Source organism: Sphaerospermopsis aphanizomenoides BCCUSP55, from assembly GCF_001586785.1.
Taxonomy (GTDB): Bacteria; Cyanobacteriota; Cyanobacteriia; order Cyanobacteriales; family Nostocaceae; genus Sphaerospermopsis_A; species Sphaerospermopsis_A aphanizomenoides_A.
Genome location: NZ_LUFH02000013.1, coordinates 15,743 through 27,882, shown reverse-complemented (window position 1 = coordinate 27,882; position 12,140 = coordinate 15,743). Strand labels below are relative to the sequence as shown.

General features: G+C 35.8%; 11 protein-coding genes and 1 CRISPR repeat array. Of the genes, 9 read left to right on the top strand and 2 right to left on the bottom strand.

Going from position 1 to position 12,140, the window contains the following annotated elements; genetic code table 11:
• Positions 1 to 36 precede the first annotated feature (36 nt).
• Both crn3 and A0J48_RS05075 read right to left on the bottom strand, forming a co-directional pair.
• Complete coding sequence (gene crn3 / locus A0J48_RS05080) at positions 37 to 1,050, bottom strand: CRISPR-associated ring nuclease Crn3/Csx3 (RefSeq protein ID WP_200320950.1); 1,014 nt, start codon at positions 1,048 to 1,050, stop codon at positions 37 to 39.
• A 299-nt stretch (positions 1,051 to 1,349) separates the two neighbouring features.
• Positions 1,350 to 1,706 (bottom strand): four helix bundle protein, encoded by a 357-nt coding sequence (locus A0J48_RS05075; protein WP_200320948.1) that lies wholly within the window; start codon positions 1,704 to 1,706, stop codon positions 1,350 to 1,352.
• Between the two features lie 299 nt (positions 1,707 to 2,005).
• Positions 2,006 to 2,437: a CRISPR direct-repeat array (repeat unit 37 nt; unit sequence GTTTTTCATAACCACTTCCCCGCAAGGGGATTGAAAC).
• Positions 2,438 to 2,604: 167 nt separating this feature from the next.
• Between A0J48_RS05075 and A0J48_RS05070 the strand changes: the two genes are divergently transcribed.
• From A0J48_RS05070 to cas6, 9 genes are all read left to right on the top strand, one after another.
• The gene (locus A0J48_RS05070; protein WP_200320946.1) at positions 2,605 to 4,071 is read left to right on the top strand and encodes a TIGR03985 family CRISPR-associated protein; all 1,467 of its coding nucleotides are present in this window, start codon (positions 2,605 to 2,607) and stop codon (positions 4,069 to 4,071) included.
• A 100-nt stretch (positions 4,072 to 4,171) separates the two neighbouring features.
• Positions 4,172 to 4,330: an alpha/beta hydrolase gene (locus A0J48_RS05065; RefSeq protein WP_200320944.1), complete on the top strand. Its 159-nt coding sequence runs from the start codon at positions 4,172 to 4,174 to the stop codon at positions 4,328 to 4,330.
• Between the two features lie 50 nt (positions 4,331 to 4,380).
• Positions 4,381 to 4,686: a CRISPR-associated protein Csx3 gene (locus tag A0J48_RS05060; RefSeq protein ID WP_200320942.1), complete on the top strand. Its 306-nt coding sequence runs from the start codon at positions 4,381 to 4,383 to the stop codon at positions 4,684 to 4,686.
• A 317-nt stretch (positions 4,687 to 5,003) separates the two neighbouring features.
• Positions 5,004 to 7,379, top strand: coding sequence for a type III-A CRISPR-associated protein Cas10/Csm1 (gene cas10, locus A0J48_RS05055; protein WP_200320940.1), 2,376 nt, complete (start codon positions 5,004 to 5,006; stop codon positions 7,377 to 7,379).
• Positions 7,348 to 7,887: a type III-A CRISPR-associated protein Csm2 gene (csm2, locus tag A0J48_RS05050; protein WP_234300727.1), complete on the top strand. Its 540-nt coding sequence runs from the start codon at positions 7,348 to 7,350 to the stop codon at positions 7,885 to 7,887. Before cas10 ends, csm2 begins: the two co-directional genes overlap by 32 nt.
• Positions 7,888 to 8,883 (top strand): type III-A CRISPR-associated RAMP protein Csm3, encoded by a 996-nt coding sequence (csm3, locus tag A0J48_RS05045; RefSeq protein WP_200320938.1) that lies wholly within the window; start codon positions 7,888 to 7,890, stop codon positions 8,881 to 8,883.
• The gene (gene csm4 / locus A0J48_RS05040) at positions 8,883 to 9,962 is read left to right on the top strand and encodes a type III-A CRISPR-associated RAMP protein Csm4 (protein ID WP_200320936.1); all 1,080 of its coding nucleotides are present in this window, start codon (positions 8,883 to 8,885) and stop codon (positions 9,960 to 9,962) included. The genes csm3 and csm4 overlap by 1 nt, the downstream gene beginning before the upstream one ends.
• Positions 9,963 to 9,969: 7 nt before the next feature.
• A complete protein-coding gene (csm5, locus tag A0J48_RS05035) occupies positions 9,970 to 11,367 on the top strand; it encodes a type III-A CRISPR-associated RAMP protein Csm5 (RefSeq protein ID WP_234300726.1) in 1,398 nt (465 codons plus the stop codon).
• Complete coding sequence (cas6, locus tag A0J48_RS05030; RefSeq protein ID WP_200320934.1) at positions 11,361 to 12,131, top strand: CRISPR system precrRNA processing endoribonuclease RAMP protein Cas6; 771 nt, start codon at positions 11,361 to 11,363, stop codon at positions 12,129 to 12,131. Before csm5 ends, cas6 begins: the two co-directional genes overlap by 7 nt.
• The last annotated feature ends 9 nt before the right edge of the window (positions 12,132 to 12,140 follow it).

The window sequence follows — 12,140 nt, the reverse complement described above, 5'->3', positions numbered from 1 at the left end:
ATTTTCCGTCTCTCTACTACTGAATTTTCTTAATTCCTAGCCATTCACAATCTTTCTTACTCGTTCTAGTAAAATCTCTGGAACAGCACGCGCTTTACCTCGTACCCAAGCACCACAAGTAATTTCTACATAAGGTTCACAGGTGTGAACTATTTCAACTTCTGTGAGAGTGCTGAAAATAACAGCTACTGGTATTAAATTAGCATAACTACCACAAAAATCATGCCAACCATCCACCGCTTCCAGTCGGGAACTAATGATTAAATAATGTGTACAAACTTCCAACAGCGGTAATTTTTCTGGTTGTACCATCCCACCCACATCCACAATTACCAGAGACTTCTGTCGTCGTAACTGAAGAATAGCTTGCGCTTGGTAGGGAAAAAACCTCTCTGTCAGAGAACCGCGATTACGTGCTTTAAAAGCTTCAATTTCTTCATCTGTAGCCTCTGTACCCATTTCTAACACATAATTTCCCTCACCATCCCAATGTGCGCGTTGTAAATAAATATCAGGATTTTCTGATAGCAAAGCTTGAAACAACGCATGGGAAAATACACTTTTACCACTGTCAGGAGGACCGACAACCATCAAAGCTGGACACAATTTTTCCTGTTGTGGAAGAGGAGAAATAGACGTATTTTTTGCTCTCAATTCCTGAAGATTCTGAAAATAATTAGACCATTCTTCTGGTGTAGAATTCCCTTCCTGTGTTCTACCGTTGGGAGGAATAATTTTGATTACTTGTCCGATATGCACTAACCGAGTGTGAGTAGCTACCACTACCGCACCCATGCGAGGATCATAACAAGCCACCCAAGCTGTAGGATGTAATTCATGGATAAGATAGCCATATAACCAAATCGGTGCGCGTCCAGAAATTACCACACCACCAGTTGTATCAATTCCCGCAGGTAGTTCTAAGTCTATCAAGTCTTGTGGTTCAATGATGCGATCGCTTTTTGTTAATTCAATCAATAACATCTGATATTGTAAAGCTTCTACCATCAGGGTTTCACTTAATAACAAGCGTAAAGCAGGTTCAGTCATCAGCATTTCTCCTTTGCTGTGTAGATAAATCTAAATAAAATTGACAATTGATAATTGACAATTGAAAATGGTTTGATTCCAGCAGCTTTCAGCAGTCAGCAGTAAAACCCTTTTGGTGTAAGGCTTTGTGTTAAAAATTTGTACCTTATTGATCTGCAATATGCTGTAAATTATCAATTGCTACAGATAAAGACATAACCATAAATTTGTCTTTTCAAGTTTGACAGGTATCATTATGTCACCCATACAGAAGAGGGGTATTCCAACGCCAAAAGAAAATAATTGTCAATTGTCAATTGTCAATTATCAATTTTTTTACTGCTTTTTATGATGGAAGTTAAAAGTTTGATTAACTCCATATTATCATCTTTGATGCTTTTGTATTGTTTTTCTGTGAGGTAATCTGTTTGATAGATTAGTTCTATCCAGTAATCTGATTCATTTGCTTCTTTCAGCGAAATTGCTAATTTATGAATGAAATCTGCTTTACTTTCTGCTTGTTCAGCTTCTCTTACTAATGCGCCAATTGCAGTACCAGATCGGAGTAATTGCTTTGATAAAACAAATTCTTGTTTTTCGTTACTTAAATATTTATATAAGTTGACAACACGAACTGCAAAATCAAAGCTTTTACCCTTAATAATATTTTCTTTCATAATTGAGAATCATTTTATTTATCTTCGGGATAGCAATATTATCAATTGTCAATTGTCAATTATCAATTGTCAATTATCAACACAGATTAATATTTAGCAATTTTTTGTAATTGTAAGAAAAGTTTGGTTTTTTGAGTTGACATCTTCAGGTTTTTGTTTTATTCTGTTTTTATTGCCTCAATACAGCTATCTGAACCTTAAAAAATTAATACTTGTTTTGATTGTCACATTGTTGTTTCAGTAGCTCGGTGCAGTCGCACTTTAAAAGCTAAATGTGACAAGGGTTTCATAAGTGTAGGGTTTTTCATAACCACTTCCCCGCAAGGGGATTGAAACCGTTCAGCGCGTCTAAGCTCTTAGTATGATTCTTAATCATCCAGGTTTTTCATAACCACTTCCCCGCAAGGGGATTGAAACTACTGGATCTCATCTAAATCATCATTGAGATCGGTCACGTTTTTCATAACCACTTCCCCGCAAGGGGATTGAAACCTCCCCACAGAGTAAAAATTCTACCGTCTTTTTTGACAGAGGGTTTTTCATAACCACTTCCCCGCAAGGGGATTGAAACTCCTCTGTATCGAATCCTGATGCCTTGTTTCTAAATAATCCTGTTTTTCATAACCACTTCCCCGCAAGGGGATTGAAACCTGCTAGTTCAGATTTCTTATCTGTAGGTATCTTTACTTTAATAGTTTTTCATAACCACTTCCCCGCAAGGGGATTAAAAAAACTTCCCTTTCTCAAAAAAATACCTTTCTTTTTCTTTGCGCCTTTGCGCCTTTGCGTGAGACTAAATCATATTTTCAAACATCAACACCAAAAAAATATGATTTTCGTGAATTGCTATGACACCTGGATGTGAAAAAATACAGATACAACCCAACCAATATAAACATTGAACTCCTTCCCCTATCCACCCACACCGCAAATATTACATTGGTTAGCAGCAGGACAACTAGCCAACAGATTACAGCGTTCAATCAGACTATGGGTAATATTAAATAAACTCTACGGGGAAGAAAACTGCACAACAGACCTACCAAAAAATTTTACCTACGCACAACTGCGCGATCGCCTATATTCTCCACACCATCCCAAAAGCGAAAAACTCAACGCCGAAGAAATAACTACAAAATGTCAAGATATCACTTGCATCTGTCATCAAACAGCATGGCAAATTATCCAAATATCAAATTGCCACATATCAGAAACCGAATGGCAACAAGAAATATTACAACTCACCGGCATAAATATTAAACAACTCCAAGAACTACAACAACAACGCCCCTTTGCTACCGTTCATCGTTCCATCAGAGATGATCTCAAACAGCTAACTAATTTAGGATGGCTACAAACAATTCTCAAAGGACAATATCAAATTCTTCCCAAAGCCGAACTACCAGCACCCACAACACCATCAGCCACACAAACCACCTTTACCCAGTTGTCCTTACCCCAAACCTGGGAACTACTGCACGTATTAGAGTCAATAGCTTTTGTCCAACCAAACTTAGATATCATCATCCAAAGTTTGTGGGAACAAATATTAGACCATTCTCCTTCTTCTTCCTCAACTACCCAAGAACCACAACAAAGGATATTTCTGCACTTAGATTATATTCTGTCTCCAGAAATGCAAGACCAAGTAGACAACTATCAAGAACAGCTAGAACAGCTTTGGCGTAAACCTCCTGGTGGAGTAGTGCAGTTTGAATATTGGATAGCAAAAACCGAAAGCAAAGTAGAAATTACAGTTTATCCAGTTTGTTTGCATTACCTACGTCGTGCTAAATATCTCAGCGCCTATGGCTTAGATCCTCAAGGAAATTTAACATGGCACAACTACCGTCTTGACCGCATTGCTTCAGAAAAATTGCAAATTCTAGCCTGGGGAGATCCTGCCATACCTAAACAACTAAAAGAAATGTGGCATATAGGAAATTTACCCACCCCAGAATATGTACAATCAGAATTAGAGAAAGCTTGGGGATTCAACTTTTACCTCAAACGAGAATTATTAATTATTCGTTTTCCCTCCGCATTTGCCCATTGGTATGTAGATAACACATTTCGCCATCATTCTTTTCGGCGTATTGCTTTTGAAAAACTACCAAATTTAATTACAACAAATATTCCCGCAGCCCAGCAACAAGAGATTTTAGGTATTCTCAAACAAAGAAATAATCAAGATGTTTATTACATGGCTTGGATACGTACTGGTGATATCAACGTCCTGATGCGCTTGCGAGACTGGCGACCAAATGGAGAAGTAATTTCACCCTTATCAATTCGACAACAACTCAAAGAAGAAGCAATCAAAGAATTGTCTAACTATAACAAGTGTTCAACAATTGACAATTGACAATTGACAATTGACAATTAACTCTACCTAGAAATGAGAGGATTAGAAAATAGTAACTGTTTGAATTTTTATCCTGGAAAGGAGAGGTTTTAAACCTGAAATGAAACAATTATCAATTATCAATTATCAATTATCAATTATCAATTATCAATTATCAATTATCAATTATCAATTATCAATTATCAATTATCAATTATCAATTATCAATTATCAATTATCAATTATCAATATCACTTCCGGAGAGAATACCTTGGAATAGGCTACTTCCACTGTCATGTATGATGTAGTCATTGGTTAGAGATACAAATCATGACTACTTACAAAATTGAGTTGCAAGAAGGAATTTTACGAATTAATTTTGGCGAACCTGCCCAAAATGACCAAATTGTTAAAGATGCAGCCGCACGCTTGGAACAGATGGCACAGTCGGGAGAATTAGCAGGAGGTCAATTGTTGAAGATTAATGGCCCTGTGTCTATTCCTGTGGCTTTTGTGCTGGCGCATAAACTTGCACATATCTATGGTGCTATTGGTTTTTTTGACCCGAAATTGGCTAAGTATGTAATTTGTATTACTCACAATCCTGCTTATAAGCTAGGAGATTTGATTGATTAACTACCGAGTACAGCGTTGGGAGAATGGCTGAGAGGCTGGCAAATAAAACCATAAGCAATCGTTGAATAAGCCGTAGGAGTGGGGGAGACAGGGGACGGAGGGGGAGAACAATCAGATAGTTATCATTAGATGCAGGAAGTTTACAAGTTGTAGCAATTATTTACAGCGATTGTAATATTGGCAGTGATTATATTGAGCAAAAAGGGCATAAGCTTATAGGGAGAGTTCACTGTTTACAGCGAAATGGAGATGTATCCTAGCGTCCGATGGTGCAAGCTTTGGCGTGGGTTTTAAAGTTGTTGTGAGCAAAAGTATTTATGGTGACAAGTTCTCAAATAGCATTACAGGTTATTCAACAAGCGATCGCAGCTTTAGCAAAATGGGCTGAATGTGATTATCCTTCTCCAGATAATAAAGAGTATATAGAAGTTACAAGAGCAAAGAAAATATTAGGTTGGAATGAAAATACAGAAGTTGGAGTATTACGCTTGTTGTTTGACCGTGTAAATTTATCTGATACCCCAATTCAAGAACCATCAGAAACTCATTACCATGCACTAGCAGCTATTAAAAATAAAGACGAAGACTATCCGACAATACCTTATCCATTGAATTACAAACCTGATCAAGAAGCACAGGAAGGTTTCAAAGCTGAAATTAATCAGGAACTTGACAAGTATCTCAAAGATAATTGGCAAAATCTTTCTTTATTAATGCTCATATTAGAAAAATTTGGTTCATGTCTCAGCTTTGGAGAATCTGATGTAGCTTTGGTAGACATGGCAAGAACTACAGCTGCAGTAGCAGCAGCTTTAATTGACAATCCTGCTGAGGAAATTAGCTTAATTGCTGGTGATTTATCAGGGATTCAAAAATTTATTTATACTATTTCTGCTGATGGTGCGCTTAAATCTTTAAGGGCTAGGAGTTTTTATTTAGAATTGGTGACAGAAGAAGTAGTACAACAATTACTAGAAGAGTTAAACTTACCAAATACTAATATAATTTATGCGGGTGGAGGAAATTTTTATGTAATTGCTTCTACTGACTTACAGCAAGTTAAGAAATCAGTAAATAAAATTTGCAAAAAATTTAATAAATGGCTGTTGAAAAGCTTTAAAGGTAAACTTTTTTTAGCTATTGATAGCTTATCTGTACCTACTCAAGCTATCAAAGAGAAAAATTTTGCTGAATATTGGACAAAACTCACTAAAGACTTAGCAGAGCAAAAGGCTCGTAAGTTTAATCAAGAAATAAATCTTATTATCCAACCAAATCCGAGTTATCAACCATGTAAAGTTTGTCACAGAGATGACTTACCCAGTTTAAAACCATTAATTCAAGGAAATAATGATTCTTCTCGCGCTTGTTGGATGTGCCGCAATATGTTTGAACTAGGAGAACGCTTATTTAATGTTAAAGCATTACTACGGTCTAAAAGGTCAAATGTCAAAGGTAGTGTAGATAAACATATAGAAAGAATTTATATTCCAGGGTACTACTACTATCTTTGTAAAACACGAGAGGAAGCACTGAGTTTAGCTAAAAATGACGAAAAAATTATCCTAATTAATGATTGGATTTTGGAAAATTATAAATCAAAAAATACTAGTCTTTTATTGTTAGGAAATTATGGCAAGAAGAATGAAGAAGAAAAAAGATTTATCCGTGCTGAAGAAATGGCGAAATCAGCAGAGATAGTGGGTGCAATTCCCAGAGTTGGTTATTTGCGAATGGATGTAGACAAACTAGGAAGAATTTTTGCAGAAGGGTTGAATAAAAACAATCGGACTTTGCCTAGAATTGCTGGACTTTCCCGCCAAATGAGTTATTTTTTTAAAGTTTACCTCAATAGTTTAGCAGAAACCCGTTATGCTAATTTTATCCAGCCTCAAGAACAACAAAATATCACGGTTCTAAAAAATGCTAAATATTTAACTAGAGAAAAGCGAGATCATTTACTATTCATTTACGCAGGAGGTGATGATTTATTCATAAGTGGAGCATGGAATGAAATCGTAGAATTTGCTTGTGATATTTACCAGTGTTTTCGAGCCTATACAGGGAATAATCCAGATATTACGATATCAGGCGGAATTAGTATTGATGATATTAAATTCCCGCTTTATCAAGCTGCGAAATCATCAGGTGACGCTGAAGATGCTGCTAAAGCAAATGGTAGAAATAGTTTAGGGCTATTTGGAAAAGCCTTCAAGTGGAGTGAGTGGTTAGGATCAGAAAATGTTAATGTTTCAGATATTAAATTATTCGATTATAAAATTAAACAATATTTAGGGTTAAATACAAGGCTTGATTTATTTGGTATCCTCCCATTTGTAAAGAAAATACAAGAACAGAATATTGAAATCAATTATGCTCGCAGCTTTGTTCGTAATCTTCTAGATACTGCTCAAATGCAAGAGCAGAAAATTCAAGAAATTGAGAGTAAACGTAAAAAGGAGCAATATGAAAGTGAAATTGATGATATCCGTTACTATTTACACTTACCTAAAATAGCCTATACGTTAGCAAGATTACCTAGTGAAATACTCAATAATGATAGCTTTACTCCGGTTCGGAAATCGTTAATGAGTCCTTATAACGCACGTTATTTTTTGGCTATTGCTACGTGGATTGAACTATTAAATCGTAATCAAACAAATGATACAACCACCAAAAAAATTCAACTCTAAACCAGAGCCTAAGTCTCTACCAGCTAAAGCAGTTGAAACATCACAAAAACGGTCAGAGGCACAAATGCAACTCACCGCTGACCAAAAGATGATTCAAACTATCAAAGCTTTAAAGGATGGAGAATTGCGAAATTATGAAATTCGTTGTTTGGTTGAACAAGCTAAAGAATTGGGAGAATATCTGCAAGAAATAGGATTAACAACAAACCAAATTCGCAAATTTTTGGATGCTGTTAATCGCCTCAAAGTAAAACTTGCTCAAGACAAAGATGAAAAATTTTCGACTATTGAAACAGAGGTAGTTCTGCTTAAACCTAAATTGGTATATGCTACTGCCCGCAAAGATAAGGAAAAAATAAATCCAGTTAAGCCATTGAATGATGTGCTTTCAGAGGCGATAGATAGAGTCAAAGATATACCTGATTTTTATCGGCTAGTAAATTTAATCGAATCTATCATTGCTTATCACAAAGCTGCTGAAACAAATAATTCAAATAGGAATAATTAAATGCTAAAACAAAAACAATTACTTGGTAAATTTCGTATAGAAGGAATTCTCGTTGTAGAGACTGGGTTACATATTGGAGGTGGTGAAGGAAAAATGGATATTGGGGGGTTAGATAAACCTGTAGCGCGTGATCCAATTACCCAATATCCTTACTTACCTGGTTCTTCTCTCAAAGGAAAACTTCGCTCTCTTCTAGAACGATTTCACAACAGGCCTTTAAATCGTGCTGGAAGTCGGGATACTTTTCGTTATGAAAGTGATGATTTAGTTGATGGATATACCGAACTTGATGGACACACAATTAAATATACAGGAGCGCGGACTTGTCCTATCAGTAGATTATTTGGTTCAACTGGCGGTTCTAATTTTTGGGTAAAAACAACAGACGCAGTAGCTGAAAATTTAGACAGAGTTAAGCAAAATGACGAATATGTTACAAAAGACTTTTCTGGAGTGGAATATAGCAAGATTCTAAGGGGTCGTAACTCTCCAGCTAAAATTATTGTGCGAGATTGTCGTTTATGTGAAGACTCAGCTAAAAAACTAGAACGAGTTGACACAGGTTTATACATGACCGAATGGAAATGGGAAAACGGTTTGGATCGGGTGACAGCAGCAGCGAATCCCCGTCAAATCGAACGAGTACCAGCAGGTGCAGAATTTGAGTTTGAACTAGTTTATACAGTGGAAGCAGAGGGTAGCCAAACAGAACAAGAAGCATTCATTGAAGCTGCGGAGGATTTGCGGAATATTGCGATCGCACTATCATTATTAGAAGATGATGCTTTAGGTGGACATGGTTCACGTGGTTATGGCAAAGTTAAGTTTAAAAATTATAAGTGCTTTTGGCGGGACGTGAAACAATATCGAAAGGTAGTGGAGGATGGTGTCGAATTTAAAGAGCCAATCATTACCGCTGAAGATACTTTAAATATTCTCAAGAAATTTGGTAATTTAAGCGATGAAATGCAAAAGAGTTTACCAGGAGCTTCATAATGAATAGCTGGAAACTCGTAAGGCTGAATTTTGGCTCTAATGCTGCTCACTTTGGAGAATTGGGAATTGGGATTGAAGAAACTAGTGAAAGAGTACGTTCTGACACTCTATTTAGTGCCTTAATTACAGCCTATGCTCAATTATTTCCTGATGCAGTAAGCAATTTATTACAGCAATTCTTAGAGCAACCAAATAAGCCTCCATTTCGTCTCAGTTCTACCTTTTTATATCAACAAGTCGCAGATAAAATTGTTGATTATCTTCCCAAACCTTTGAAATTCCCATGTAATTATCCTCAAGATGATGATTTGGCATTTTTCAAAACTTACAAAAAGTTGAACTTCTTACCTGTAGAAGTTTGGCATCGTTGGTATCAAGAAGATGGTTTTAGAGCTTTGGGTGTTGATTGTGATTGTCACCAATTAATTCAAGAAACAACAAATAAATCCAATGGTAGTTTACGCAAAGCCTGCACCTTTAGTTATGGGAAAGGCTTTGAAAAGACTCTTCTACCGAAAATTGCTGTAGACAGAATTACTAAAGCTACAAACCTCTATCATACTGGGTTGATACACTTTAAACAACAGTCTGGTTTATATTTCATTATTCAGTTTCCAGAAGTCAACAATAAACTAGAAACTCAGGTAAAAGCTGCACTGACTTTGTTAGGAGAACAAGGGTTAGGAGGTGAACGTTCTAGCGGTTCTGGGCAGTTTACATTCCAGTGGTTTGAATTTTCTCAATTATCTGAAACTTGGCAAAAAGTTTTAAATTCTCCAAGCTTAACTCATTACTCCCTTATCAGTTTATTTTGGGAATCAAATATTTCGGAAAGTTTGATTGAAGGTTCTAGCTATGAACTTCAAAAACGAGGAGGTTGGATTTATTCAAGTTCAGGTTATCAGTTACGCCGTAAATCAGTGCAAATGTTTGCTGAAGGTTCAGTTTTCCAGACTCAACCTGTGGGACAACTAGCTGATGTCACCCCAGAGAATTTTAACAAATACAGAAATTGGCATCCTATTTATCGCAGTGGTATTAGTTTGAGTCTTCCTATTAAATTACCCTCGAATATATGAGGTTATCATGACTAACTATGACATGGTTTTGTATAAACCACAATTCATCCAATCTCGAAGAATTAAACTAAAAAGCCCCATATTACACATCGGAGGAGAAATACAAAAGTTAAGTCCTTTTGAATATATACAAACTCCTGAAAATATTTATATTCCCAATCAGGAAGCATTAGCCAAAGCTTTATACAAACGGGGTTATTTGCAGACACCCAAACCTTGGGAAAGAGTCAAGGATTTGAATTCGGGAAAAGCTTTAGATCAATATATTCAAGCGATTAAAAACAAAGATGATCGAAGAGTTACAGAAATCATTGAGCTTGCACTAGGTAAGCAATGGTCTACTGCAAAATCTGAAGATGACAAACCTATCTTTCCTGATTATGGAATTATCCCTAAATCATTTCCACATAGAATTAATCATGAAATACGTCCTATGATTCGGGATGCTTTTGGGAAATTGTATATTCCAGGTTCATCAATTAAAGGGGCAATTAGGACTGCAATAGCATACTATATGCTGAAAAATAAACCTACACAACTCAGTGATATTGAGCAGAAGCTCCAAGAAAGGTTGAAAATACCTCAAAGGGTTGGTAACAGTAAAAAAACTTTAGGAAATGAATTATTTATGAAGGATTTATTTTCTAACTTCTTACTAACCTATCAAAATAGAGAATTTAATCCTGAGAGCGAATCAAACAGAGACTTTATGAGATGTTTGAAAGTTACAGATTCTCAACCTTTGTTGAAAAATGGATCTATGAATTTATCTTGTGTCGATGAAGTTATAATTTCTAGCTATTATAGAGAATCCACGTCTATTCAGGAAAAAAATCCAGCTAAATATCGTGGTTCTATTTACACAGAGATGGTTCATAATGTGGAAACTGAATTTACTCTAACTCTAGACAATAATTCAGAGGAAGATATAGAAACTACAGGTATGCTCTCGTGGTTTAGTCGCAATGATGGAATCAAAATACCATTTCATAATATTGAAGGAGCATTTCATAATATTGAAGGAGTTTTAAATATCTGCAAAATATTTGCTCAAGAACAATGGAATCATGAGCGAAATTATTGGCAAAGAATAAAAAATAACTTAGAGGATGTTAAAGGGAGAAATATCAACCTCAATTTTGACCTGATTAATGAATTCTATCAAAATTCTGAGTGTCCTTTTAACTTACGATTAGGATGGGCTAGTGGAATGCTAGGAACTACGATTGGTTTACATTTAAATGATGAAACTAGAAGAGGTATTAGAGATGAATGTGCCAGTCCCAAAAATCGCGCTCCATTATTTGAAGCTCCCAAATCTAGACGCAGTGTAATGAATAATAATGGAGAAATTGAATTTGTCCCTGGATGGGTTAATTTAGAATTATTACCAAATGTATGCTAATTCACACTACATTTACCTTAACCGTACCCACAGCAACAATTTTACCCCGTCCCTATGGGTTAGAACTGATAAGACAACTGCATCAAAAACTAAACTTAGAAATGGGAAGTGAAATAATACCCTCAGTTTCCTATTCAGGAATAACAGGTAATTATTTAACATCCAGAGATTTTATTACATTCCATCCAGAAGAATTTTATCAATTATCTCTATCTGGATTAAATGAAACATCTGCTAAAGCTATCTCTCACCTTCATCTTGGAGATTCATTAGAATTTTTAGGAGCAAAATTTAACATTATCAACCGAGAAGACGAAATTACCAGCTACGAGGAACTATATACAACATTAGTAGGAAATGAACCTGAACCAATTAGAAATTATAATTTACAATTTATCACACCTACAGCCTTTGCTCAAGGTAAAGCAAAATTATCTTTACCCGTTCCTACATTAATGTTTCATAGTTGGTTAGAACGGTGGAATAGTTTTGCACCTGTTTATTTAGGAGGTGATGAATTAATTGCTTATCTGAGCAATGCAGTATTACTTAAACATCACAAAATTAGAACTAAAAGTTGGCAATTAAATAACGGATTTGTTAATGGATTCGTTGGTGATGTGAGTTTACAAGTTTTCCAACGTGCTGATCCTTTGTTGGCAAATGTGGCTAATTTATTAGTTCAATATGCGCGGTTTGCTGGTACGGGAATTAAGACACGGTTGGGAATGGGATGGACTAGGCTTAATTCAAGTTATAAGTAATATCTTTTC

What these genes read in the sequence shown, in the direction of transcription:
- crn3 (WP_200320950.1), bottom strand. Translation starts at nt 1,050, where the DNA reads ATGACTGAACCTGCTTTACGCTTGTTATTAAGTGAAACCCTGATGGTA.
- A0J48_RS05075 (WP_200320948.1), bottom strand. Translation starts at nt 1,706, where the DNA reads ATGAAAGAAAATATTATTAAGGGTAAAAGCTTTGATTTTGCAGTTCGT.
- A0J48_RS05065 (WP_200320944.1), top strand. Translation starts at nt 4,172, where the DNA reads ATGAAACAATTATCAATTATCAATTATCAATTATCAATTATCAATTAT.
- A0J48_RS05060 (WP_200320942.1), top strand. Translation starts at nt 4,381, where the DNA reads ATGACTACTTACAAAATTGAGTTGCAAGAAGGAATTTTACGAATTAAT.
- cas10 (WP_200320940.1), top strand. Translation starts at nt 5,004, where the DNA reads ATGGTGACAAGTTCTCAAATAGCATTACAGGTTATTCAACAAGCGATC.
- csm2 (WP_234300727.1), top strand. Translation starts at nt 7,348, where the DNA reads ATGATACAACCACCAAAAAAATTCAACTCTAAACCAGAGCCTAAGTCT.
- csm3 (WP_200320938.1), top strand. Translation starts at nt 7,888, where the DNA reads ATGCTAAAACAAAAACAATTACTTGGTAAATTTCGTATAGAAGGAATT.
- csm4 (WP_200320936.1), top strand. Translation starts at nt 8,883, where the DNA reads ATGAATAGCTGGAAACTCGTAAGGCTGAATTTTGGCTCTAATGCTGCT.
- csm5 (WP_234300726.1), top strand. Translation starts at nt 9,970, where the DNA reads ATGACTAACTATGACATGGTTTTGTATAAACCACAATTCATCCAATCT.
- cas6 (WP_200320934.1), top strand. Translation starts at nt 11,361, where the DNA reads ATGCTAATTCACACTACATTTACCTTAACCGTACCCACAGCAACAATT.